A 25551-nucleotide genomic window follows, 5' to 3' on the forward strand; every position below is an offset into this window, starting at 1 on the left:
GTGTCTCCCGATCGCTCTTGATTGGGGACATCGTAGCCCGGATGGAGCGAAGCGCAATCCGGGTTGAGTTCGTCAGCTTGCGAGAACCCGGATTTCGCTGCGCTCCATCCGGGCTACACGCCGCAAAAGGCTACTCCGCCGCGGTCACCGGCACTTTGGCGCCCTGGCCGTAGCGCTGCTCGATGTAGTCGATCACGAGCGCCTTGAAGTCGGCGGAGATGGTCGGGCCGCGCAGGGTGCGGAACTTCTTGCCGTCGACGAACACCGGGGCAGCCGGCGCCTCGCCCGTGCCCGGCAGCGAGATGCCGATATTGGCGTGCTTGGATTCGCCGGGGCCGTTGACGATGCAGCCCATCACCGCGACGTTGAGCTCTTCCACGCCGGGATACTTCGTCTTCCAGGTCGGCATCTCGTCGCGGATGAACCCCTGGATCGAGCTGGCCAGCTCCTGGAAGGTGGTCGAGGTGGTGCGGCCGCAGCCGGGGCACGCCGCAACCAGCGGCACGAAGGTGCGGAAGCCCATGGTCTGCAAGAGCTCCTGGCCGACCTGCACCTCACGGGTACGGTCGCCGCCGGGCTCCGGCGTCAGCGAGATGCGGATGGTGTCGCCGATGCCCTGCTGCAACAGGATGCCGAGCGCCGCCGAAGACGCCACGATGCCCTTGGTGCCCATGCCGGCCTCGGTCAGGCCGAGATGGATCGCGTAGTCGGAACGGCTGGCGAGATCCTGGTAGACCGCGATCAGATCCTGCACGGCCGAGACTTTGGCAGAGAGGATGATGCGATCTTTGGGCATGCCGAGCTCTTCGGCGCGCGCGGCCGAGAGCAGCGCGGACTGCACCATGGCCTCGCGCGTCACCGCGCGCACGTCGCGCGGATCGGCGGACGCGGCGTTCTCGTCCATCAGCTTGGTCAAGAGCTCCTGGTCGAGCGACCCCCAATTGGCACCGATGCGCACCGGCTTGTTGTTCTTGTTGGCGATCTCGATGATGTCGGCGAACTGGGTGTCGCGCTTGTCCTTGAAGCCGACATTGCCAGGATTGATGCGATATTTGGCGAGCGCCTCGGCGCAGGCCGGATAGGCCGCGAGCAGCTTGTGGCCGATATAGTGAAAGTCGCCGATCAGCGGCGTGGTGATGCCACGCTTGAGCAGGCCGTCGCGGATGTGCGGGACGGCGGCGGCGGCCTCCTCACGGTCCACTGTGATGCGGACCATTTCGGAGCCGGCGCGGGCGAGCGCGGCGACCTGGGCAATGGTGCCGTCGATATCGGCGGTGTCGGTGTTGGTCATCGACTGCACGACGATCGGCGCACCGCCGCCGACGGCGACGTCGCCGACCTTGACCTGGGTGGTCTTGTGCCGGGGCGCGGGGCCCGCAACGTCGGAATCGATGGTCTTTTCGAGCTTGTTCATGGCGTCCAAATATCAGGTTTTGGTGACGTTCAGCAATGCATCGCGCGGTGCCGCAGCGGATTGGCTGGGACGGTTAACCAGAAAAAGCCCAGCAATGACAAGGACGGCGGCAGCCCCGAATGTCAGGTTCAGCGTGTCGTGCATGATGAAATAGCTACCCACCACGCCAAACAAAGGGGTGATGAAGGTAAAAGCCGACAATTTGCTGGCCGAATAGGTCTTCACCAGCGCGAACCAAAGCGTGAACGTGGTTCCCACGACCCAGATCGCCTGGAAGGCCATCAGGCCCAGCGACAGCGGCGACGGGGTGTGGGGGATGGTCTCCCCGAACAGCCAGGCGGCCAGCCCCAGGATCGGGATCGAGGTCGCGACCTGGTAGCCCAGCGCCTTCTCGGGCGCGGCGAAGCGCAGCCGGGTGCCCTTGGCAACCAGCGTGGTCGCCGCCCACAGCGCGGCTCCACCGACGATCATGAGGTCGCCGAGCAGAACATGCGAATCGACATTGGGCTGCGGCACGCCGATCGCGAGCGCGACGCCGGCAAAGCTGATGGCGAGCCCCAGCCATTGCGTCCCGCCAAGTCGTTCGCCGAGCACCTGGTAGGAGCCGAGCGCGACGAAGAACGGCGCGGTATAGAGGAACACGACCGCCCGCGATGCCGGTGTGAAGCGCAGGCCCTGGAAGATCAGCACGAACTCGATGCCGAACATCAAGCCAGCGATGACACCGGGCTTCCAGGTGCCGTCGCGCTCGAAGAATTTAACGCCGCGCAAGCTGCCGATGATGAACAGCACCGGCAGCGCGCCCATCGAGCGGAACGTGGCCTGAAGCATCGGCGGGATGTCCGGCAGCACCAGCTTCACCGCGATCTGGTTGAAGCCCCAGGTCAGGCACAGCATGAGCATCAGGGCGATGGCGCCGGCACTGAGGGGACGACCGGCGGACGGTATGGCTTGAGGTGAGGACATTTCTTCCTGAAAAACCGGCTTTGCGCCGTTGTTGCTCTATGCAGCTTTCTGACAATGGGCACAAACGCCCGTGATTTCCACCACGGACAATTTGGGAGCGAAGCCTGAGCTGCGCGCGGCGGCGTTGAGGTCCTTGGCGAAGGAAGCCGACGGAATCTCGCCGACCAGGCCACAGCGCTCGCAGATCAGGAACGTCACCGCCGAGGTCGCGTCGTGATCGTGAGCGGCGCAGGCGAGATAGGCGTTGCGGCTTTCGATCCGGTGCACGAGGCCGTTGGCCATCAGGAAATCGAGAGCACGATAGACCGTGATCGGCGCCGGCCGCGGCATCGACTTTGCCAGTTCGTCGATCACCTCATAGGCGCCGAGCGGCCGGTGGCTCGAGAGCAGCGCCCCCAGCACATGGCGGCGTATCGGCGTGAATTTCTGCGCGCGCTCTCCGCAGACGGCCTCGGCATGCGCCAGCGCATCCGCGGTGCAGCGGCCGTGATCGTGGTCGGGCGCGGGAAATGCCGGTTTTGCGAGGGTCATGCGACCGGCGTTCTAGCATTTCGAAAGAGGAACCCAAAGCAGGACCGGCGGTGCGGCCATCAGCCATGCTTGGCCTGCGGGACAGTGTCCCGCAAACCCGCCATGAAATAATCATAAGCTTGCTTATTATATTCCAAGCTTATTGGAGACCAAGCTCATGAGCCCAGGGCCCGTGGACCAGAATTTCCTGTTTACGCTCGCCGAGCTCTATCGCCTGCTCCGGGTCTATGCCGACAAGGAAGCCTCGCGCTTCGGCATCACCCGCGCGCAATGGGCGGTGCTGGCCAAGGTCGAGCGCAGCGAAGGCATGAAGCAGTCGGAGCTCGCCGAGCTTCTCGAGGTGCAGCCGATCACGCTGACACGCCTGATCGACAAGCTCTGCGACAGCGACTGGATCGAGCGACGCAACGATCCTTCGGACCGCCGCGTCAAGCGGCTGTACCTGAAGAAGGCCGGGCGGCAATTGCTCGGGCGGATGAGCGGGCTGAAGTCCGAGCTCACGGCCAACGCGCTCGATGGCATCACTCCGGCGGACGCCCACCGCCTCCTCACCCAACTCGAAACAATCAAGGAAAACGTGCGGTCCGCGATCCAGACCAGCGGAGCGGAACAAGCGCGTAAGGAGCAGCGCTATGGCTGATCAGGTTCTCAAGTTCCAGCCCGAGCAGAAAATCGACGGCGGCAAGCCCACCAAGAAAGCCGGCACCAATCCGCGCCGCCGCCTGGTGGCGGGCCTGCGCCGCTATCGCCGCGTGCTGCTCCTGGTCGTGCTGCCGCTCGTCGTCGCGACTGCCGGCTTCACCTTCTATCTCAATGGCGGCCGTTACGTCGGCACCGACGACGCCTATGTCGGCGCCCAGAAGGTGCTGGTGACGCCCGATATCTCCGGCAAAATCCAGAAGGTCGTCGTCAAGGAAGGCCAGATCGTCAAGCACGGCGACGAGCTGTTCGAGATCGACCCCGCTCCGTTCCGTCACGCATTGGAAGAAGCCAAAGCGCAACTCGCCCAAGCCCGCGTCACCTATGACAATCTCGTTGCCAACATCAAGATCTACGGCGACATGCTCAATCTCGCCCAGCAGGGCATGGACCTCAAGCAGCGCGACGTCGAACGCAAGCAGTCGCTGGTGAAGAACAATTACGGCTCGCAGCTCGATCTCGACAACGCGTCGAATGCACTGGTGACCGCCGGCGCGCAGGCGCAATACATCAAGCAGCAACTCTCCAATGCCAGGACGCAATTGCTCGGCAATCCCGAATTGCCGCTGGAGCAGTTCCCCGCCTACGCGCAAGCCAAAGCCAAGCTGGACGATGCCCAGCGCAACCTCGACCACACCGTGCTGCGGGCGCCGATGGATGGCGTGGCAACACAAGTCGAGCAGATCCAGCTCGGCCGCTACGTCGCTGCCGGCACGCCGGTGTTCTCCATCATCGACGTGGCCCATCCCTGGGTCGACGCCAATCCGAAGGAGAGCGACCTCACCTATGTCACCGAAGGACAGCCGGTCACGCTCGAGGTCGACGCGTTCCCGAACCATACCTTCAAGGGCAAGATCGGCTCGCTCTCGCCCGGCACCGGCGCGCAATTCGCGATCCTGCCGCCGCAGAACGCCAGCGGCAATTTCGTCAAGGTGGTGCAGCGCGTGCCGATCCGCATCTATTTCGACGAGACCGATAAATCCGTGCGCAAGCTGAAGGCCGGCATGAGCGTCTACGCCACGATCGATACCGGTCACCGGCGCTCGCTCGCCGGCCTGCTCGGCCTGTCGGCGACCGCGAGCCAGGACAAAGATACGGACAAAGACTGAGACAAGGACTGATCCGATGTCCGGCCCCAATGCCCATTTGATGGTTCCCGGCCTGCGCCGGAACATGGTGACGATCTGCGCCATGACGGCAACCATCATGCAGGCGCTGGACACCACCATCGCCAACGTCGCCCTGCCCTACATGCAGGGCACGCTGTCGGCTTCGCAGGATCAGATCAACTGGGTGCTGACCTCCTACATCGTCGCCGCCGCGATCATGACCGCGCCGGTGGGCTGGATCGCCAACCGCTTCGGCCGCAAGCGTATCTTCATCATCTGCTCGGCCGGCTTCACCATGGCATCGGTGCTGTGCGGGCTTGCGCAGGACATCAACCAGATGGTGCTATTCCGCCTGCTGCAGGGCGTGTTCGGCGCCGCCCTGGTGCCGTTGTCGCAATCGGTGATGCTCGACTATTACACGCTCCAGGAACGCGCCAAGGCGATGTCGATCTGGGGCATGGGCGTGATGATGGGGCCGATCATGGGTCCCTCGCTCGGCGCCTGGTTGACCGAGACTTATTCCTGGCACTGGGTGTTCTTCGTCAATTTGCCGTTCGGCGCCATCACCGTGATCGGGCTGATCATCTTCATGGACGAGACCCGGAAGGATCTCAGTCTCAGATTCGACTGGTTCGGCTTCGCGGCACTGGCGGTCGCAATCGGCTCGCTTCAGCTCGCGCTCGACCGCGGCGAGCAATTGGGCTGGCTCGAATCGGCCGAGATCCTTGCCGAGTTCATCGTCTCGGCAGTCGCCTTCTACTTCTTCATCGCGCACTCCTTCACGACCTCGACGCCGTTCATCCGCTTCGCGCTCTTCAGGGATCGCAACTTCGTCACCGGCTGCATGTTCATGGTCGTGATGGGCCTCGTGCTGTTCTCGACCATGGCGCTGGCCTCGCCCTACATGCAGAACGTGATCGGCTATCCCATCATCACCGCGGGCCTGCTGCTGGCGAGCCGCGGCTTCGGCACCTTCTTCGCCATGATGCTGGTCGGCCGCATGATGCGTTACATCGAGGCCCGCACGCTGATCATCACCGGCCTGACGCTGACCGCGGGCTCGCTGTTCCAGATGACCGGCTGGACCGATTTGACCCAGGTGCCGGAGATCGTGACCGTCAGCGTCATCCAGGGCTTCGGCTTCGGCCTCGTCTTCGTGCCGCTATCGACGGTGGCGTTCCTGACCTTGTCGAATGAGCTGCGCACCGACGGCACCGCGATGCTGACCCTGATGCGCAACGTCGCGAGCTCGGTGGGCATTTCCGTCGTCATCGCCCAGCTGACGCAGGGTACACGGCGGACCTATGCGATCCTGTCCGAGCACATCAACCCATTCAACCACGCGCTCCAGATGCCCAGCGTCAGCGGCATGATCAATCTCTCCACCGACGCCGGCCGCGCCATGGCTGATCGCATGGTCAGCGTGCAGGCGCAGATCATCGCCTTCGCGCACGACTACGAGCTGGTGATGTTCTTCATCCTCTGCACCATCCCGCTCGCCCTGCTGATCGGCTCGACCAAGGCCACCCTGCGCAAGCAGGCGGCCGGGCCGGAGCACGCGGTGATGGAGTAGAAGGCCTTGAACCCCCCACTGTCGTCCTGGACAAGCGAAGCGCAGATCCAGGACCCATTACCCCCGGGAGGAGTTTGGCGAAGACCCGCGATTTTCAGCTTCGCTCTACAGGCTTTCCCTGGGGTAATGGGTCCTGGCTTTCGCCAGGACGACGGCGAGCGTGCAGTGCACCTACCCCAACAATTCCTCGCAGCCCAGATCCTCGACCGCCATCATCACCCGCTCCAGATTATTCCACCAGATCACCGGCGGGAGGTTGATGCTCCATTGCCAGACCGGCCTCGTGATGTGCCAGAGCGCCGATAGACGATAGTCCTGATCGAGTGCGCCGCGCGTGTAGCCGCTGACGCCGCTGGCGATCAGCGTCTCGTGGTAAAGGTTGAGCAGCGGCCGCTCGAGCATCTGCCTGCGGTCCGGATACCACTGCATCGCCATCATGTAGGCGAGGTCACTCGTAGGCACGTTGATGCGCCACTGGTCGAAATCGAAGATGCGCGCGGTATCCGCGACGCCGGGCCGCGGCAGCAGGAAATTCCAGATATGGGCATCACCATGGGCAATGCTGATGTGACGTCGCGAATGATAGCGCTGAGATAGCCGGGCCGACTGCTCGATCAGGCAGCGGTAGAGGGTGCGGCGCTCTTCGCTAAGGCGGTCGCCGAGCAGATCGGCAAAACGGTCGTAATGGCCGGCGAAGGTCTCCATGTGCTGCATGCGGTCCTCGGGGCTCGCCCAGGTCCCGACGGTATCACCGAGACCAGGATGGTCCCACCATGCCGCATGCCAGCGTGCCAGCGTCGTGACGATCGCCACCGCCTGCTCACGTGACGGCGGCAGCGGCCATTGGGTCGCGATCTCATGGCTGTCGGTGAGATCCTCGAGCAGCAGGTGCCAACCGAGGCTCTCCTCGTCGAAACTCCCGTCGAAGCAGCGCGGCACGAGCCCCTGCGGCATGCTTGGCGCAAGCTCTGTGTAGAAAGCCACTTCCTGTCGACCCGCATCTGCAAGCGTCTCGGCGAAGTCGGAATTCGCAGTCTTCAGAATCAGCGATTGCGGCGCACCGGCCGACTCGCCGACATAGCGCAGGCCGAGGCGAACGATGTGTGAGACGACGGTGTCGCGCTGATGCAGCACCTTCACTTCGCGCACTGCACCAGCGTCCAGCACGCCACTCCTGCGCAGCGCAGCTGTCAGTTGGGCGGGCTCAACGACCGCCGGCAATTGTGGAGTTGTCATAACCACGATGCCCCTGCCCCGCGTCATCCTGCACGATCACGGCCGCAGGCGCCAGCGAACGACGTCGCGCCCGGCTCAAGCCGCGGCGGTCGAGTCGCGCACGGTCCTGACGACGACCGACCTGAGCTGTTCGAGATTGGCCGCCATGCCGGCGATCGCCTGTCTGACCTCCGCGGCGCGCTCGTTCACGGAGGCGGCGTCGCGGCTGACATCACCGATCTTGGCCGAGACCTCCTTGGCCGCGGACGCCGATTCGGAGATCGACCGCGTGATCTCTCGCGTCGCGGCGTCCTGCTCTTCCATCGCGGCGGCAACCGAGGTGGCGACGCCGTCGATCTCGACGATGTGACCTCCCATGGTTTCGACGGCATCGACTGCGGCCTGCGTCGAGGCCTGGATCTCGGCAATCAGCCGCGCGATCTCCTCGGTGGATTTGGCGGTCTGGTCGGACAGGGATTTCACTTCGGCGGCGACCACCGCGAAGCCACGGCCGGCCTCCCCGGCGCGCGCCGCCTCGATGGTGGCGTTGAGTGCCAGCAGATTGGTCTGGCCGGCGATGCCGCCGATGAGGTCGGAGACCTCGGCGATCTTCTTCACCGATCCGGCCAGCGTCTGGATGGTCGAGCGCGCCTGTTCCCGACCAGCGACCGCCGATTTCGTCACCGTGCTGGTCCGCGCGACCTGGGTTGCGATCTCGCGGATCGAAGCACTGAGTTCTTCAGCTGCGGCCGAGACAGTCTGCGAGCTGCCGAGAGCCTGGTTGGAGGCGGCTGCGACGGCCTGCGATTGTGTCGAGAGCGACCTTGCGATCTCGGACAGACTGGAGGCGGCACGCTCCACGCCTTGCGTTGCGGCGCTCGCGGTGTCGACCGAGCGGCCGGTCTCGCGCTCGACGGTTTCGGCCATCTGGTGCAGGGCGCCGCGCTTGGCGAGCGCCGCCTCCTGCGCCTTCTGCAACTGCTCCTCGCGCAGGCGGGAATTCTCGACCGCCGCCTGCTTGAACACGAGGAGCGCGCCCGCCATCGAGCCGACCTCGTCCTGCCGGTGCGCGAAAGGAATGTCGGCGGCGAGATCGCCGGTCGCGAGCTTTTGCATCGTGCTGGTCATGCGCACGATCGGGCGCATCACGCCGAGGGCGACGCCGAGCAGGCCCGCCGCAATGAAGGCGAGGACGGCGGCGGAGACGCCGAGGAGGATATAAAGCATGGAGCTGTCGCGGTCCGCGGCCAGCTTCTCCATGTCGGCATTCTGCTTGTTGGCGCTCTCGACGATGCTGTCGATGATGGCGCGATGCGCGGTGTAGGCGTCCTTGAGCTGCGCGTAGGCGCGCTCGGAGGCGGCGGTGTCCTTGGCCTTAAGCGCGGGGAGGAGCTGGTCGGACAACAGCTTCCAGAACTTCTGCACCTCGGCGTCCGATTTCGACACCAGGGCGGTCTTCAAGTCGGCCGAGAGGCTGGAGGTGACCCAGAATGCCTTGCGCTCGTCGTAATCCTTGCGGAGCTGGACCAGCCGTTCGCCATGGGCCGCCAGCTGGTCGGGCTCGCGCATGGCGAGCGTAGCCTCGAGATAGGCCTCGATCACATATTCCGGCGGCGGCAGGATGTCGGCGATGAGATCGTTGCCGAGCTTGATGTCGGAATAGAGCGGGCCGCCGACCTTGAGCTCTTTCAAGGCGTAAAGGCTGGTGGAGACCACCGCGGTGAAACCGATCGCCAGAACGATGCCGAAAGCAATGATTGCGGAAGAAAGCGAAAGGCGAATTTTCATGGAACAATCCAATGGGCCGCGCCGAATCCCACGGACCCTAAAGGATTACGGTAAACACGGGATTGCATCGCGCGGAAATTGCATCGCGCGAACTCCGGAAAAATACGGGAAACGGCGTCATGTGAACGGTTTCGGGCAGCGAAGCCTGGGTCCGTCCCCCGCTGTCGTCCCGGGTCGGCGCTCCGCCTGTCCGGGACGACGCTGGACTCACACGTCGAAAAACACCGTTTCGTTGTCGCCCTGAAGCCGCAGGTCGAGCCGGTACACCGGCTTGCCGGCCTCGCGCACAGCCGTCAGCGTGGCGCGACGGTCGGCGGGCACCACCGCCAGCACGGGATCGGCGGCATTGCCGGCCTCGTCGCTGAAGTAGATGCGGGTATAGAGATGCCGCAACATGCCGCGGCCAAACACCGCAAGCAGGATATGCGGTGCCTGCGGCTTGCCGTCGGGATCGGGCACCGCGCCCGGCTTGATGGTTTCAAAGGAATAATTGCCGTCCTTGTCGGTGCCGCAGCGGGCAAAGCCACGGAAGCTCGCATTCGGCAGCGCGCGCTTGTCCTGCGGATCGGCGAAGCGCCCCTGCGCGTCGGCCTGCCAGATCTCCAGCATGACGTCGGGCACGACGACGCCGTCACCGTCGAACACGCGGCCCTCGATCCGGACGCGATCTCCGGTGACGTCGGGTGTCAGTGTCGAGTTGGTGAACGCATCGTTCCAGGCGTATTCGCCGGTCGGCGTCAGGCCATATTTGAAGAACGGGCCGACGGTCTGCGACGGCGTGATCCCATTGTCCTGCACTTAATGGTTCTCCATAGGGGTAGCGTTCTTGCCCCGCAGCACGATGTCAAAGCGGTAACACAGCGCCCATTCGGGCTGGGTGTTCTCGAGATCGAACGATGACACCATCCGCGCCCGCGCCTTCTCGTCCGGCACCGAATTGAAGATCGGATCGAACGGGAATAGCGGATCGGCCGGGAAGTACATCTGCGTCACGAGACGCGTGACGAAGGAATGGCCGAACACCGAGAGATGGATGTGTGCGGGACGCCAGGCGTTGTGATGATTGCCCCAAGGATAGGCGCCAGGCTTGATCGTGACGAAACGGTAGTAACCGGAGGCGTCGCTCACGGTGCGACCGGCGCCCGTAAAGTTCGGATCGAGCGGCGCCGGATGCTGGTCGCGGACGTGAACGTAACGGCCGCAGGAATTGGCCTGCCAGATCTCGACCAGCGAGTTCGGCACGCCGCGGCCGTCCTCATCGCGCACATGGCCGTGCACAATGATGCGTTCGCCGAGCGGCTCGCCGGTGTGTTGGGTGGTGAGGTCGTTGTCGCCCTCGCGCACGGTCTCGTGGCCGTAGACCGGGCCGGTCAGCTCCGACAGCGTATGGCGCATCGGGATCAAGGGCTTGTTCGGCGCGCGCTTGATCGAGCTCTTGTACTCGGGCGACAGCGGCAACGGATGCGCCGTGTTGCTGTCGACGGGATAGATGAATGTCATTGGCGAACTCCTCCCCCGGCCCTTTTCCGACCGGTCAACGCTTCCGCCAATCATTATAGGATATAACTAATTGGGGGAAGCGGCTTTGCGCCCTATTTGATCGGCGGACGCGGCAGGACGGCCTCGCCGGCTTCGAGCCGGTAGACATGGTCGAGCGAATACCACGGCGTCGCCACGTCGCGCTCGGTCGGGTGTGGCGTGTCATGGCGCAGGAACTTGCCGACCAGTGCCTTCGTCACGCCGAACTGCACGTCGCTATCGATATGCGGATCGGCGGGGTCGTAGACCTGCGAGATCAGCACCTTGAATCCGGCCTTGAAGACCAACGCGTGCAGGTGCGCGGGACGATAGGGATGCCGGCTCTGCGCCTCCAGGAGGCGGCCGACCACGCCGTCGGTCGGAATGGGATAGCCAACCATCATCACGGAGCGAAAAGAGAAGGCTCCGTCCTGGTCGGTCGTAAACTTGCCGCGCAGGTTCATGTCGGCCTGCTCGGGGTCCTGGTTTTCATAGAGACCAACCGGCGACGCATGCCAGACGTCTACCTCGGCGCCGGCGACGGGACGGCCGTCCCTGTCCACGACGCGGCCGTTGACGAACAGCGGCGCGCCTGGGGTCTCGGAGCGGACGATCGATCCGCCATTTTCCACCCGCGGCGAGTTCAGCCGCCAGAACGGTCCGAGCAGCGACTGGTCGGTTTCCGTGTTGCCCTCATCGCCGTTGTTCAGCAGGCACACCAGCGGCGAGACGCCGAGCGAGCCTGCCATCAGCACGACCTCGTTATGCGTGTCGGTCGAGAGCTTGCCGAGCTCGGCGATCACAGCCGTGGCGTCGCGGAATTCCTTCTCGGTCAGGCGAACGTCGCGGACAAAGCCGTGCAAATGCTTGACCAGGGAGACCATGATCTGGCGCAGCCGGGGATTGGACGTCTGCTCCATCACCGCCAATGCCGCAGCCGTGACGTCCTGCTCGCTCGCGATGATCATGGCACGGTTCTCCCTGTCGTTCCGGGGCAGCCCGACAGGGCTGAACCCGGAATCTCGAGATCCCGGGTTCGGCGCAAATGCACCGCCCCGGGATGACGGCGCGCTTCGCGTCCCGTCAGTTCAGCTTCTCGATAGCGACGGCGACGCCCTGGCCGACGCCGACGCACATGGTGGCGAGCGCCAGCTTGCCGCCGCGCTTTTCCATGCCGTGCACCGCGGTGAGCGCAAGGCGCGCGCCGCTCATGCCGAGGGGATGACCGAGTGCGATCGCGCCGCCATGCGGATTGACGAAATCGGCATCGTCGGCAACGCCGAGCTGGCGCATGCAGGCGATACCCTGCGAGGCAAAGGCTTCGTTGAGTTCGATCAGGTCGAAATCGCTGATTTTCTTGCCGAGACGTTCCATCAGCTTGCGGGTGGCCGGCACAGGTCCAATGCCCATGATGCGCGGCGGCACGCCGGCCGAAGCGAGGCCGAGGATGCGCGCGCGCGGCGTCAGGCCGTGCTTCTTCACGGCTGCCTCGGACGCCAGGATCATCGCGGCGGCGCCGTCATTGACGCCGGAGGCGTTGCCGGCGGTCACCGTGCCGGGATTGCGCACGATCGGCCTGAGCTTGGTCAGGGCTTCCAGCGTGGTCTCGGGACGCGGATGCTCGTCCTTGTCGACGGTCACAGGGCCCGCCTTGCCGCCGGGAATGGTGATCGGGATGATCTCCTCGGCGAAATAGCCGGCCGCGATCGCGACGCCCGCGCGCTGCTGCGAGCGGATCGCGAAGGCGTCCTGATCGGCGCGCGAGACCTGGAATTCCTCGGCGACGTTTTCGCCGGTCTCGGGCATCGCGTCGACACCATACTGCGCCTTCAGCAGCGGATTGATGAAGCGCCAGCCGATCGTGGTGTCGAAGATCTCAGCCGAGCGCGAGAACGCCTCCTGCGCCTTGCCCATCACGAAGGGCGCACGCGTCATGGATTCGACGCCGCCGGCAATCGCAAGCTCGATCTCGCCGGAACGGATGGCGCGGCCGGCGGCGCCGACCGCATCGAGGCCGGAGGCACAGAGCCGGTTCAGGGTCTGGCCCGGAACCGAATCCGGCAGACCCGCAAGCAGGAGCGCCATGCGTGCAACGTTGCGGTTGTCCTCGCCGGCCTGGTTGGCACAGCCGAAGAAGACCTCGTCAACCTGTGCCCAATCGAGATTGGGGTGCTTGGCCATCAGAGCCTTGATCGGGGCCGCCGCCAAGTCGTCGGCACGCACCTTGGCGAGCGATCCGCCAAACCGGCCGATCGGGGTCCGCACGGCATCGCAGATAAAGACGTCACGCATCGTTGTTCTCCCTGATTGCCGCGGTCCGGCCAAATTCTTCAATGTCGGCGGAGTTTTAGGAGGGTGCCCGCGGCAGGTCAATTGACTGGGGCGCGCGTGTTCCGGGGACGTGCACGCCTGCGGCGCATGCCGCGGAGCGGACAACGTGGAAAACCTCCCCTTCCCGGCCAAAGCGATAGGAGCGCGGGGCGAAATTTTGTAGGTTGCGCCGCCCATGACAATGCAACAACCGATCCCTGTACCGCCCCCCGACGATACGCCCGCGCCGCAGGCGGAAGCCGCCGCGCGCGTCACGCCGATGATGGAACAATACCTTGAAATCAAGGCGGCGCATCAGGGCCTGCTACTGTTCTACCGGATGGGCGACTTTTACGAGCTGTTCTTCGAGGACGCCGAGATCGCCTCCAGGACACTCGGCATCGTCCTGACCAAGCGCGGCAAGCATCAAGGCGCCGATATCCCAATGTGCGGCGTGCCGGTCGAGCGCTCCGAGGATTATCTGCACCGGCTGATCGCCGGCGGCCACCGGGTCGCGGTGTGCGAGCAGACCGAGGATCCCGCCGCCGCCAGGGCGCGCGGCAACAAGAGCGTCGTGCGGCGCGGCGTGGTGCGCCTGGTCACGCCGGGCACGCTGACCGAGGACACGCTGCTCGACGCGCGCGCCAACAATTACCTGCTGGCGCTGGCGCGCGCACGCTCATCGGCGGGCGGTGACCGCTTTGGCCTCGCCTGGATCGACATCTCGACCGCCGAATTCATGGTGACGGAATGTTCGGGCGGCGAACTCGCCGCGACGCTCGCGCGCATCAATCCGAACGAGGTGATCGTCACCGACGCACTCTATAACGATAGCGAGCTTGGGCAGACCCTGCGCGAGCTGCCGGCGGTGACGCCGCTGACCCGCGACGTCTTCGACGGCGCCACCGCCGAGAAGCGGCTGTGCGACTATTTTGCCGTCGCGACCATGGACGGACTGTCGCAGCTCACGCGGCTGGAAGCCACTGCTGCCGCCGCTGCCGTCACCTATGTTGACCGCACCCAGGTCGGCAAACATCCGCCGCTGTCGCCGCCTGCGCGCGAAGCCTCGGGTGCGACCATGGCGATCGATCCCGCCACCCGCGCCAATCTCGAACTGACGCGGACGCTGGCCGGAGAACGCCGCGGTTCGCTGCTCGATGCGATCGACTGCACGGTGACCTCGGCTGGCTCGCGCCTGCTGGCGCAGCGGCTTGCCGCGCCGCTGACCGATGCGACGGCGATTGCGCGGCGGCTCGATGCCGTCGGCAGCTTCGTTGCCGACTCGGCCGCGCGCGAGGACATCCGCAGCATCCTGCGCGGCGCCCCGGACATGTCGCGGGCGCTGGCCCGTATATCCGTCGGCCGCGGCGGGCCGCGCGACCTCGCCGGCCTGCGCGACGGCATCATCGCCGCCGACCAGGTGCTGACGCGGCTTGACGAACTCGACCAGCCGCCGCAGGAGATCGCCGCGGTGACGGCGGCGCTGCAAAGGCCATCGCGCGAGCTCGCGGCGGAATTCGCCCGGGCGCTCGACGATCAACTGCCGCTGATCAAGCGCGACGGCGGGTTCGTTCGACAGGGCTATGAGCCCGCGCTGGACGAAACGCGAAACCTGCGCGACGCCTCGCGCCTGGTGGTGGCCTCGATGCAGGCGCGCTACGCCGACAACACGGGTGTGAAGGGTCTCAAGATCCGGCACAACAACGTGCTCGGCTATTTCGTCGAAGTTACCGCGCAGCACGGCGACAAGCTGATGTCGGCGCCGCTGAACGCGACTTTCATCCACCGCCAGACGCTGGCCGGCCAGGTCCGCTTCACCACCTCGGAGCTCGGGGAGATCGAAGCCAAGATCGCCAATGCCGGCGACCGCGCACTCGGGCTCGAGCTCGAGATTTTCGAGCGGCTCTGCGCCAAGGCTTTGGCAATCAGCGAGGAGCTGCGCGCCGCCGCCCACGCCTTTGCGCTGCTCGACGTCGCGACGTCGCTTGCCAAGCTGGCGATCGACGAGAACTATGTACGGCCCGAGGTGGACTCGTCTCTCGGCTTTGCCATCGAGGCCGGCCGTCATCCGGTGGTCGAGCAGGCCTTGAAGCGCAATGGCGAGCCGTTCATCGCCAATGCCTGCGATCTCTCGCCGGGCCCTGCGCAAAAATCCGGCCAGCTCTGGTTGCTGACCGGCCCGAACATGGCCGGTAAGTCGACCTTCCTGCGCCAGAACGCGCTGATTGCGTTGCTTGCCCAGATCGGCAGCTTCGTGCCGGCGACACGCGCGCGGATCGGCATCATCGACCGCCTGTTCTCGCGTGTCGGCGCCGCCGACGATCTCGCCCGCGGCCGTTCCACCTTCATGGTCGAGATGGTCGAGACGGCTGCGATCCTCAACCAGGCCGGCGAGCGCGCGCTCGTGATCCTCGATGAAATCGGCCGCGGCACCGCGACCTTCGACGGCCTCTCGATCGCCTGGGCCGCGATCGAGCATCTGCACGAGAGCAACCGCTGCCGCACGCTGTTCGCCACGCACTATCACGAGCTGACCGCGCTCTCGGCCAAGCTGCCGCGGATGTTCAACGCCACGGTGCGGGTGAAGGAGTGGCAGGGCAATGTCGTGTTCCTGCACGAGGTGCTGCCGGGCTCGGCCGACCGCTCTTACGGCATCCAGGTCGCCAAGCTCGCGGGCCTGCCGCCGGCCGTGATTACGCGCGCGAAATCGGTACTGGCGAAGCTGGAAGCCCAGGACCGCGGTCAGACGGCGCGCGCGCTCGCCGACGATCTGCCGCTGTTCGCAGTGCCCTCGCGTGCTGCCGCAGAAGCCGCCCCACTGAGCGAGGCCGAACTGCTGATCGACGCGGTGAAGGCGCTGCATCCGGACGAGATGTCGCCACGCGAAGCACTTGATGCGCTGTATGCCTTGAAGGCCAAGCTGCCGAAACAGTGACGGTGCCGTAGGGCGGGTTAGCCGAAGGCGGAACCCACCACTTCTGTCACGCAGAAACTAAAGAGGTGGGTTACGCTCCGCTAACCCACCCTACCGTTCCGAGCGCTGGCTATGCCCTCGCCGAGATCGCCGCGGCTTCCGCAGCGGCGCGTTGCATGCTGGTCGACATCTCGTTGGTCACCGTGCTTTGCTCTTCGATTGCCGCGGCCGTCGACGTCACATATTCGCTGACGTTGCTGATGGCCGTCTTGATCGAAGCCAGGGCAGTGACGACGTCTCCGGAGATGCCGTTGAGGCTGCCGATCTCCGCGCCGATCTTGTCAGTGGCCTGCTTGGCTTGGTTGGCGAGGCTCTTGACCTCCGAGGCCACCACCGCAAAGCCCCGACCGGCTTCGCCGGCGCGGGCGGATTCGATGGTGGCGTTAAGTGCCAGGAGGTTGATCTGCCCGGTGATGTTGTTGATGAGCTCGACAATCCCGCTCATCGCCAGCGCCGCTTCAGTGAGGCGCTGGGCCTGGGCATCAGCGGACGCGACCTGCTCCACCGCGCTCATCGCGGTCTCGCGCGATTTGGTCATGGCCTCGGAAATCTCCCGCACCGAGGCGTTCAGCTCCTCCGAACCCGCGGCGACCGATTCCATCATGCTGCGGACGCGCTCGTTGCCCATGCGGACCAGCACCTGCTTCGTGACGTCGGTCGCATATTTCACGACCTTGAACGGCTTGCCGTTGAGATCCATGATCGGGTTGTAGGAGGCCTGGATGTAGACCTCCTTGCCACCCTTGCCGATGCGCTTGTATTCGGCCGCCTGGTACTGGCCGCGGTTGAGCGCCGCCCAGAACTCGCGATAGTCATTGCCATCGCGCTCCGACGGCTCGACGAACATGCTGTGGTGCTTGCCCTTGATCTCCGCCAGCGAATAGCCGAGAGCGCCGAGGAAATTGGGGTTGGCGGTGATGATCGTGCCGTCCATGTTGAACTCGATCACGGCTTGTGCCTTGTCAATCGCCGCGATCTGGCCCGCAAGGTCGGCATTCCTGAGCTTCTGTTCAGTGACATCGGTCGCGAACTTCACCACCTTGGTGGGCCTGCCCTTCTCGTCGAAAACGGGATTGTATGAGGCTTGGATCCAGACTTCCTTGGCGCCCTTGCCGATCCGCTTGTATTCGGCGGCCTGATATTCGCCGCGGTTGAGCGCAGCCCAGAACTCGCGATAGGCCGGGCTTTCGCGTTCGACAGACGGAACGAACATGCTGTGATGTTTGCCCTGGATCTCGTTCATCGTGTATCCGAGCGTACGCAGGAAATTCTCGTTGGCGGTGAGGACCGTGCCATCCATCGCGAACTCGATGACCGCCTGTGAGCGGTTCGCGGCCGCAACCTGTCCCCCGAAGTCGAGGTTCTGAAGGCGGATCGAAGCATCGGACCATTCCACGACAGTTCCGGCCCGGCTGCCGTCTTCGTTCTTCAGCGGCGTCGCGACGAGGTCGAATTTGTGGCCACCGACCTGGATCATCGCGCGATGCACCGCGCTGAGGCTCGCCAGCATCTTGCGCTGATGCTGGGGATTCTTATGAAACACATCGATGTTGGTTCCAACGAGCGTCGCCACGTTGAAGTGGGGCAGCTCTTTCTTGAGATCGGGCTCAGCCGCGCGCAGCAGGTCTGTCACCGCATCATTCATGTAGACGATGTTCAGGTCGTTGTCGGCCACCATCAGGTTGGCGCTCACAGCCTTGGCAGCCATCATAACCAATGCACCGCTATTCGACTTGCGCTTGAACATGGTGTCTCCAAATTGATCTGGTTGTGCTCGGTGCCATGGACCGATGGCCGAAAAAAAATGGCGTTGAATGCTAAACTGGACGCCAACGAGTCCAAGTATAGGACGCAAGCTGAAACAAACCGCTAACTAAGCTATCGATAAATGGCACGCGCGAGTGATTGAAGAACGCTCGAAAAAAACCTGCACCGGAGCGCCGACGCATCGGCAGATGAATGATCATTCAATGACTTAGCGGGGCAACGATGCCTGGCAAGGATGAAAGGTGCACTGCAGGCTGCAGTTGCCGCCACACGTCAGCCCACCACCGTAGTACTCCGGGTGACCTGCGGCTCGCCTTGAAAAGTCTGCGCGACGATGTTGTCAGGCAGCGTGGCCTCGAAGCCTCCGCCGGCCCATCCACCACAGCGTCAGATTCCAGGTCACGCAAGTGCCAAGCGCAACAGAGAGTCCGACGGCGGAGCCGAACCACACGACCGCCACGTGCAACACCGCGATCGCCATTCCGAATCCGAGCAGACCCCAGGCCGAATTGGCCAGCACCGCGGCGGTCGGCGGACCGCCGATGCGCGGATGCAGGATCACCATGATGCTGGAGAACACCACGGGATACAGCGCAATGATGCCGCTGATCCGGGGACCGACCCAGCCCGAGGTCGAGACGACGATCGCGACGAGGGTCGCGACCAGCGCGGCCCGCATCGGCACGTCATACCAGCGCCGCGTCACCAGCGGCATCTTCACGTGGCGATAGCCCACGAGCAGCGGAATGCAGATGCCGAACGCGATCAGATTGGCGGCGAGCCCGGCTGTGAGCGGCCAGTCGAACTGCTTGATGATCGATGCGAACACGATCCAGACCGCGACCGCGCTTCCGCAACTCACCAGAAGACTGCGCCGCTGTGCCAGCACCACATAGGTGACGCACATGAAGATCGTCGCTGCATTGACCGGCAAGCTCGACAGTGCGCCCTTCGCGATGAAGGCGGCATCGTGGTCGAGCGCGAGGAAGACGTAGGATGGTCCGGCCGAAACCGGCAAGGTCGCGACCAGCGCGCCGATCACCGGCCCTGAGCGCTCGGTGATGATCGACGCCGTCACGACGAACGCCGCCGCGACCATCATGCGAAGAACGAGGATGAGGATGAAGTGGAGCTCGGGGGACATTTTTTTCTTCGTCGTCCTGGACAAGCGAACGGAGTGAGCGCCGATCCAGGACCCATAACCACGGGCTTCGCTGTGTTAGACGGTCGTAGTCGCCAGTATCGCAACACAATCGGCGTCGGGGTAATCGGTCCTGGCTTTCGCCAGGACGACACCGATTGTTGGACTGCGGTCCGCGCCTTACATCCGCTGCATCGACACCGAGACCTTCGGGCCGTTCTTGATGGTCTGATAGACCACGCAATAGCGCTCGGTGAGCTTGAGCAGCAGGTCGAGCTTGTCTTGCGGCGCATCGGTGTCGACGTCGAAGCGCAGACGTATCTCGGCGAAGCCGACCGGCGTCTCCTTGTCGACACCGAGCGTGCCGCGAAAATCGAGATCGCCTTCGGCGTAGACGTTGCCGGTCTTCAAGGGCACCTCGATCGCGGTCGCGACCGATTTCAGCGTGACGCCGGCGCAGGCGACCAGCGCCTCCAGCAGCATGTCGCCGGAGCAGAGCTCGAGGCCGGAGCCGCCGGTCGCGGGATGCAAGCCCGCCATCGCGATGGCGCGGCCGGTCTCGACCTTGCAGGCGATGCCCTCGCTGTCGGTCGAGCCCTTGGCCTTCAACGTGATCATCGCGGTCTTGGGGTCGGTCTTGTAACGCTCCTTGATCGGGGCCTGCATCTGGCGCAGTGCTGCGGCGTCCATTTTGTCTCTCCCGGTAAAATTGCTTCTCGATGTACCGGCTCGGAGAGAAATTGTCACCACCACATGGCCTGACCGGGACCCTGGGTTGCGTCACGGTCGGGCACGCTGCGGTCGAGCGAACGGTCGAGTGACGTCAGCACACTTCGCTTGAAATTCTCGAACAGCGGCGAATTGCGGTCGCGTGGCCGGCCGAGATTGATCTCGATCTGGTCGAACAGCCGGCCCGGCCGCGGCCGCATCACCAGCACGCGGTCGGCCAGCACCACGGCCTCGTCGACGTCATGCGTGACGAGGATGAGCGTCGGCCGCGTGTCGGCCCACAGATCGAGCAGATGATCCTGGAGATCCCTGCGGGTGAAGGCATCGAGCGCCGAGAACGGCTCGTCGAGCAAGAGCACCTCGGGCTGCGGCACCAGCGCGCGGGCGATCGCGACGCGCTGTGCCTGCCCGCCCGAGAGCTCGCGCGGCCAGGCCTGGGCTTTCTCGGCGAGCCCGACACGCTCGAGCGCACGCGCCACCTTTTCCCGCCGCTCGGTCGCGGGCCCATCGGCAAGCCCAAAGCCGATATTGTCGGCGACGCTGAGCCAGGGCAGCAGCCGCGGCTCCTGGAAGATGATGCCGATCTTGGCATGCGGCGCGGCGATCGCCTCGTTGTCGAGCGTCACCGTGCCCGAGCTCGCGCGGTCGAGGCCCGCGATGGCGCGCAGCAACGTGGACTTGCCACAGCCCGAGCCGCCGATGATGGCGACGATCTCGCCTTCCCTGATCTCGGCGGAGAAGCGCGCCAGCGCCTGCACGCCGTTGGGATAGGTCTTGCTGACCCGGTCGAGCGCCAGCATCGCCTTATGCTCCCACTGTACGTCCGAAGGCGTCCTGCCAGCGCAGGAAGGGCGCAGCCGCGATCTCGATCAACCAATCCGTGAGCTTGCCGAGGATCGCGAAGATCACGATGGCGGCGAGAATCTGCGCGGGCTTGCCGAGCTGCTGGCCGTCGAGCAGGAGATAGCCGAGGCCTTCGGACGCGCCGATCAGCTCGGCCGCCACCACGAACATCCAGCCCAGACCAAGACCGACGCGCAAGGACACGACATAGGCCGGCAGCACTGCGGGCAGCAGGATCCGCCGGATCATGGCGGGTCCGGAGAGACGGAAGGTGCGACCGACCTCGACGATCTTGCGATCGACGATGAGGATCGCGCCCATCACGCCGAGATAGACCGGGAAGAACACGCCGACCGCGATCAGCGCGATCTTCGAGGTCTCGAAGATGCCGAGCCAGAGGATGAACAGCGGCACCCAGGCCAGGGAAGGGATCGCGCGCAGCGCCTGCACGGTCGGATCGAGCAGCCGTCGCGCCAGCGACCAGTAGCCCGATATGGCGCCGAGCAAGGTGCCCGCGACCACGCCGAACGCAAAGCCAAGACCGACGCGCCACAGTGTCGCGGCGATGTGACGGACCAACTCGCCGGAGCGGGCAAGATCAACGATGGTGGCGAACACGCGCGAGGGCGGCGGCACCAGCCGGCCGTTGGACCAGCCGCGCCAGACCAGGAGTTCCCAGCCAAGCGCGAGGGTGAGCGGCAGCAACACACCCAGCAATGGACGCGCATAACGCGACAACCACGAAGGCGCGGCGGCGCTTTCGGCCGGTTCCGTGGTCTGTTGCAAGACTGGCGCGTCAGAGATCATGGCCGGTAGGAAGCGCGTCTCGTCAGGGAATGCAACACTACTCTTGCCAAGCCTTCCGCTGCTTTTCCCTTCTCCCCTTGCGGGAGAAGGTGGCGCGAAGCGCCGGATGAGGGGTTCTCTCGGCTCGCAATACTGATCGTGAGGAAAGATACCCCTCACCCGCCTCGCTTCGCGAGGCACCCTCCCCCACAAGGGGGGAGGGAAAAAGCACCTTAATTCGTCGCCAGCGGGACCCGGTCGTCGATCAGAGCATCGAGCGTTGCCTTCACATCGACCTTGGCATCGACCACGCCGGCCTGTTGCAAAGCGAGGCCCGCGGCGAGGATCGACTCGCGCTGGGGCGCGCCGATGCGGCTGTGGGTCAGCTCGGTACGCTCCTTGAGCTGCTTGTCGACGACAGGCTCCGGCAGCTTGGTCACGGCGATGAAGGTCTTCTTGAGCTCATCGTAATTCGCCACCGAATACTTTCGCGCTTCTTCGTAAACGGCAAGCACGCGGCGGGCGACATCCGGATAGTCTTTCAAAAACTGCTCGCGCACATTGAGGATGCCCCAGGTGTTGGCGTCGGCCTTGCGGTAGAACAGTTTCGCGCCGTCCTCGACCTCGGCCTGCGCCATCATCGGATCGAGCCCGGCCCACGCATCGACGTCGCCGCGGATCAGCGCGGTCTTGCCGTCGGCGTGCTGGAGCAGCACCGGCGTGATGTCCTTTTCGGTAAGACCTGCGCCAAGCAATGCGCGCACCAGGAAGATGTGCGGATCGGTGCCGCGCGTCACCGCGACGCGCTTTCCCTTGAGGTCGGCGACATCGGCGATCTTGGAATCCTTTGATGTCACCAACGCCGTCCATTCGGGGCGCGAATAGACGTAGACCGACTTGATCGGGTTGCCGTTGATACGCGCGACCAGCGCCGCCGAGCCCGCGGTCGAGCCGAAGTCGATCGAACCCGCATTGAGGAATTCGAGCGCCTTGTTGGAGCCGGCCGACTGCACCCAAATGACGGTGATGCCGTCCTTGGCGAACTCCTTTTCCAGGAGCCCCTTCTGCTTCAGGACCATCGACACCGGATTATAGGTCGCCCAGTCGATACGGATTTCCTTGAGCGGATCCGCCGCCCGCGCCGCGGGGGACACGGCAAGAGCGACCGCTCCCGCCAGCAGTATGCGTCGTGTAATCCTGGTCATGCCCGGCCTCCTCAAAACTTCATTGTTTTTCAAGGAGTTATATCTAGAAATCAACGAGAAAATCCATCCCTCGAAAGCGCGCCGGCTGAGAACAGCTTTGCCCAAAGCCGCACCTTTCCAGCATGGAATGACTATTGCGAGAGAATGGCGGGTGACAGCGCCGGCCGCCTCTTATATCCGGTGAGACATGGACAGCGTTGCGACTGAGCAGAAGGCCGAGGTGGACGATCGCTTCGACACCGCGCGGATCACCGCCGCGGTCGACGCGCTTGCCGAGAAGCACCAGGGACGCGAGGACGCATTCCGCACCGCGATGGCGCAACTGCTCAAGGCCGAGCTGATTGCGTCGCGCGCCGCGGCACAAACGATCCTGCTGAAGGACCGTCACGGCCGGCGCTGCGCCGAACGGCTGTGCCACGTGCAGGACGAGATCATCCGCATCCTGTATTCGGCCGCGACCCGCCATCTCTACCGCTCGCCGATCCCGAGCGGCGCCGAGCGCATGGCCGTGGTGGCGACCGGCGGCTATGGCCGCGGCCTCATGGCTCCCGAGTCCGACATCGATCTGCTCTTCATCCTGCCCTACAAGCAGACCGCCTGGGGCGAGCAGGTCGCCGAGGCCATCCTCTATTGTCTTTGGGACATGGGGCTGAAGGTCGGTCACGCCACGCGCTCGGTCGACGAGTCGATCCGGCAGGCGCGCGGCGACATGACCATCCGCACCGCGATCCTGGAGACGCGTTTCCTTACCGGCGACCGGCCGCTTTATGACGAGCTGGTCGCCCGCTTCGACAAGGAGGTCGTGCAAGGCACCGCGTCCGAATTCGTCACCGCAAAGCTCGCCGAGCGTGAGGAGCGGCATCGCCGCGGCGGCCAATCGCGATATCTGGTCGAACCCAACGTCAAGGACGGCAAGGGTGCGCTCCGCGACCTGCACACGCTGTTCTGGATCGCGAAATACGTCTACCGCGTGAGCGACACCGACGAGCTGGTCGACCGCGGCGTGTTCGACGCGCAGGAATACCGCACCTTCCGCCGCTGCGCCGACTTCCTCTGGTCGGTGCGCTGCAATCTTCACTTTTACTCCGGTCGCCCTGAAGAGCGCCTCTCCTTCGACCTCCAGCGCGAGATCGCGGTCCGGCTCGGCTACACCTCGCATCCCGGCATGCAGGACGTCGAACGCTTCATGAAGCACTACTTCCTGGTCGCCAAGGAAGTCGGCAACCTCACCGCCATTCTCTGCGCCAAGCTCGAGGACCAGCAGGCCAAGCCCGCACCGGTGCTGAGCCGGATGATGGCGCGGCTGCGCCCCACCGCGGTGAAGCGGCGGGTGCCCGACAGCGACGACTTCATCGTCGACAACAACCGCATCAACGTCGCCGCGCCCGACGTGTTCAAGCACGATCCGGTCAATCTGATCCGCATCTTCCGCCTGGCGCAGAAGAACAATCTCGCCTTCCACCCGGACGCGATGCGTGACGTGACGCGCTCGCTCGGCCTGATCAACGCGCAGATGCGCGAGAATCCCGAGGCCAACCGGCTGTTCATGGAAATCCTGACGTCCGACAACGCGGAAATCGTGCTGCGGCGGATGAACGAGACCGGCGTGCTCGGCCATTTCATCCGCGCCTTCGGCAAGATCGTCTCGATGATGCAGTTCAACATGTATCATCACTACACCGTCGACGAGCATTTGATCCGCTGCGTCGGCTTCCTCCAGGACATCGAGCGCGGCGGCATCGAGGAATTCGCGGTGGCAAGCGACCTGATGCGCAAGATCCGGCCGGAGCATCGCTCCGTGATCTACATCGCGACGCTGCTGCACGACGTCGCCAAGGGCCGGCCCGAGGACCACTCGATCGCCGGCGCCAAGGTGGCGCGACGGCTTTGCCCGCGGCTCGGCTTCAGTCCGGCCGACACCGAGCTCGTGGCCTGGCTGATCGAGGAGCATTTGACGATGTCCACGGTCGCGCAATCGCGCGATCTCTCCGACCGCAAGACCATCGAGAATTTCGCCGCCGTGGTGCAGTCGGTCGAGCAGATGAAGCTCTTGACGATCCTGACCACCGCCGACATCCGCGGCGTCGGCCCGGGCGTGTGGAACGGCTGGAAGGCGCAGCTCTTGCGCTCGCTGTACTACGAGACCGAACCGGTGCTGACGGGCGGCTTCTCGGAGGTTGACCGCGGCAAGCGCCTCACGGCCGCATACGCCGAATTCCGCAACGCCTTCGCGGAATGGCCGGCGGAGGAGCTCGACGCCTATATCGGCCGGCACTATCCGGCCTATTGGCTCAAGGTCGAGCTGCCGCGCAAGATCCGCCACGCGCGCTTCGTCCGTGCCAGCGAGCAGGCGGGCCACAAGCTCGCGATCAATGTCGGCTTCGACGAGGTGCGCGGCGTCACCGAGCTGACCATCTTCGCCGCCGACCATCCCTGGCTGCTGTCGATCATCGCGGGTGCCTGTGCCTCGGCCGGCGCCAACATCGTCGACGCCCAGATCTACACCACGACCGACGGTCGCGCGCTCGACACCATCTCGATCTCCAGGGAATACGATCGCGACGAGGACGAGGGACGGCGCGCGACGCGCATCGGCGAGATGATCGAGGACGTGCTGGAAGGCAAGCTGCGTCTGCCCGAAGTGGTGGCGCGGCGCACCGTGCGCGGCAAGGCGCGGCCGTTCGTGATCGAGCCGGAAGTGACCATCAACAACCAATGGTCCGACCGCTACACAGTGATCGAAATGTCCGGCCTCGACCGGCCCGGCCTGCTCTACGAACTGACCACCGCGATCTCGAAGCTCAACCTCAACATCGCCTCGGCCCATGTCGCGACCTTCGGCGAGCGCGCCCGCGACGTGTTCTACGTCACCGATCTCCTGGGCGCGCAGATCAGCGCGCCGACACGCCAGGCCGCGATCAAGAGCGCGCTGACCCACGTGATGGCCGGCGACAAGGCGGTTCAGCCCGCGGCGTGAGCGGGG

General features: G+C 64.7%; 20 protein-coding genes. 5 read left to right on the forward strand and 15 right to left on the reverse strand.

Going from position 1 to position 25551, the window contains the following annotated elements:
* Positions 1 to 130: 130 nt before the first annotated feature.
* Genes ispG through AC0L3J_RS02220 form a run of 3 tightly spaced genes read right to left on the reverse strand, consistent with a single transcriptional unit; the run spans position 131 to position 2911 of the window.
* Positions 131 to 1414, reverse strand: coding sequence for a flavodoxin-dependent (E)-4-hydroxy-3-methylbut-2-enyl-diphosphate synthase (gene ispG / locus AC0L3J_RS02210; RefSeq protein ID WP_027514566.1), 1284 nt, complete (start codon positions 1412 to 1414; stop codon positions 131 to 133).
* Positions 1415 to 1426: 12 nt separating this feature from the next.
* A complete protein-coding gene (locus tag AC0L3J_RS02215) occupies positions 1427 to 2380 on the reverse strand; it encodes a DMT family transporter (RefSeq protein ID WP_007615962.1) in 954 nt (317 codons plus the stop codon).
* A gap of 36 nt (positions 2381 to 2416) precedes the next feature.
* Positions 2417 to 2911 carry a Fur family transcriptional regulator gene (locus AC0L3J_RS02220; RefSeq protein ID WP_007598132.1) on the reverse strand — a complete coding sequence of 165 codons (495 nt, stop codon included), beginning with the start codon at positions 2909 to 2911 and terminating at the stop codon, positions 2417 to 2419.
* Between the two features lie 157 nt (positions 2912 to 3068).
* On the opposite strand from AC0L3J_RS02220, the gene AC0L3J_RS02225 reads away from it, so the two are divergent.
* From AC0L3J_RS02225 to AC0L3J_RS02235, 3 genes are read left to right on the forward strand one after another with little or no spacing between them, the layout of a single operon-like run.
* Entirely contained in the window at positions 3069 to 3551 is a 483-nt protein-coding gene (locus tag AC0L3J_RS02225) for a MarR family winged helix-turn-helix transcriptional regulator (RefSeq protein WP_007598134.1), read from the forward strand.
* A complete protein-coding gene (locus AC0L3J_RS02230; RefSeq protein ID WP_473345758.1) occupies positions 3544 to 4719 on the forward strand; it encodes an HlyD family secretion protein in 1176 nt (391 codons plus the stop codon). The genes AC0L3J_RS02225 and AC0L3J_RS02230 overlap by 8 nt, the downstream gene beginning before the upstream one ends.
* Before the next feature lie 16 nt (positions 4720 to 4735).
* Positions 4736 to 6292 carry an MDR family MFS transporter gene (locus tag AC0L3J_RS02235; RefSeq protein WP_456767109.1) on the forward strand — a complete coding sequence of 519 codons (1557 nt, stop codon included), beginning with the start codon at positions 4736 to 4738 and terminating at the stop codon, positions 6290 to 6292.
* 171 nt (positions 6293 to 6463) lie between these two features.
* Here the strand turns inward: AC0L3J_RS02235 and AC0L3J_RS02240 are convergent, their stop codons facing one another.
* The 6 genes from AC0L3J_RS02240 to pcaF all read right to left on the reverse strand — a co-directional run bounded on the left by AC0L3J_RS02240 (position 6464) and on the right by pcaF (position 13105).
* On the reverse strand, positions 6464 to 7555 hold the full coding sequence (locus AC0L3J_RS02240) for a phosphotransferase (RefSeq protein WP_473345759.1): 1092 nt from the start codon (positions 7553 to 7555) through the stop codon (positions 6464 to 6466).
* A gap of 48 nt (positions 7556 to 7603) precedes the next feature.
* Positions 7604 to 9295 (reverse strand): methyl-accepting chemotaxis protein, encoded by a 1692-nt coding sequence (locus AC0L3J_RS02245; RefSeq protein WP_473345761.1) that lies wholly within the window; start codon positions 9293 to 9295, stop codon positions 7604 to 7606.
* 207 nt (positions 9296 to 9502) lie between these two features.
* A complete protein-coding gene (gene pcaG / locus AC0L3J_RS02250; RefSeq protein ID WP_027566037.1) occupies positions 9503 to 10093 on the reverse strand; it encodes a protocatechuate 3,4-dioxygenase subunit alpha in 591 nt (196 codons plus the stop codon).
* Positions 10094 to 10795, reverse strand: coding sequence for a protocatechuate 3,4-dioxygenase subunit beta (gene pcaH, locus AC0L3J_RS02255; RefSeq protein WP_027514573.1), 702 nt, complete (start codon positions 10793 to 10795; stop codon positions 10094 to 10096).
* A gap of 92 nt (positions 10796 to 10887) precedes the next feature.
* Positions 10888 to 11781, reverse strand: a complete 894-nt coding sequence (locus AC0L3J_RS02260) for a dioxygenase family protein (protein ID WP_473288398.1) — start codon at positions 11779 to 11781, stop codon at positions 10888 to 10890.
* Between the two features lie 115 nt (positions 11782 to 11896).
* Positions 11897 to 13105: a 3-oxoadipyl-CoA thiolase gene (pcaF, locus tag AC0L3J_RS02265; protein WP_456767105.1), complete on the reverse strand. Its 1209-nt coding sequence runs from the start codon at positions 13103 to 13105 to the stop codon at positions 11897 to 11899.
* Positions 13106 to 13319: 214 nt separating this feature from the next.
* Between pcaF and mutS the strand changes: the two genes are divergently transcribed.
* A complete protein-coding gene (gene mutS, locus AC0L3J_RS02270; RefSeq protein WP_473345763.1) occupies positions 13320 to 16058 on the forward strand; it encodes a DNA mismatch repair protein MutS in 2739 nt (912 codons plus the stop codon).
* 109 nt (positions 16059 to 16167) lie between these two features.
* On the opposite strand, the gene AC0L3J_RS02275 is transcribed toward mutS, so the two are convergent.
* The 6 genes from AC0L3J_RS02275 to AC0L3J_RS02300 form a co-directional block, all read right to left on the reverse strand.
* Complete coding sequence (locus AC0L3J_RS02275) at positions 16168 to 17844, reverse strand: methyl-accepting chemotaxis protein (protein WP_473345764.1); 1677 nt, start codon at positions 17842 to 17844, stop codon at positions 16168 to 16170.
* Positions 17845 to 18204: 360 nt separating this feature from the next.
* Positions 18205 to 19008 (reverse strand): hypothetical protein, encoded by an 804-nt coding sequence (locus AC0L3J_RS02280; RefSeq protein ID WP_473345765.1) that lies wholly within the window; start codon positions 19006 to 19008, stop codon positions 18205 to 18207.
* A 177-nt stretch (positions 19009 to 19185) separates the two neighbouring features.
* Positions 19186 to 19695, reverse strand: a complete 510-nt coding sequence (locus tag AC0L3J_RS02285) for an OsmC family protein (protein ID WP_027566043.1) — start codon at positions 19693 to 19695, stop codon at positions 19186 to 19188.
* Between the two features lie 53 nt (positions 19696 to 19748).
* A complete protein-coding gene (locus tag AC0L3J_RS02290; protein ID WP_473345766.1) occupies positions 19749 to 20534 on the reverse strand; it encodes an ABC transporter ATP-binding protein in 786 nt (261 codons plus the stop codon).
* A gap of 4 nt (positions 20535 to 20538) precedes the next feature.
* The gene (locus tag AC0L3J_RS02295; RefSeq protein ID WP_473345767.1) at positions 20539 to 21384 is read right to left on the reverse strand and encodes an ABC transporter permease; all 846 of its coding nucleotides are present in this window, start codon (positions 21382 to 21384) and stop codon (positions 20539 to 20541) included.
* Positions 21385 to 21596: 212 nt separating this feature from the next.
* Positions 21597 to 22568 carry an aliphatic sulfonate ABC transporter substrate-binding protein gene (locus AC0L3J_RS02300; protein WP_473345768.1) on the reverse strand — a complete coding sequence of 324 codons (972 nt, stop codon included), beginning with the start codon at positions 22566 to 22568 and terminating at the stop codon, positions 21597 to 21599.
* 187 nt (positions 22569 to 22755) lie between these two features.
* Between AC0L3J_RS02300 and AC0L3J_RS02305 the strand changes: the two genes are divergently transcribed.
* On the forward strand, positions 22756 to 25545 hold the full coding sequence (locus AC0L3J_RS02305; protein WP_247285190.1) for a [protein-PII] uridylyltransferase: 2790 nt from the start codon (positions 22756 to 22758) through the stop codon (positions 25543 to 25545).
* The last annotated feature ends 6 nt before the right edge of the window (positions 25546 to 25551 follow it).

This window comes from Bradyrhizobium sp. Kon37 (assembly GCF_055807535.1).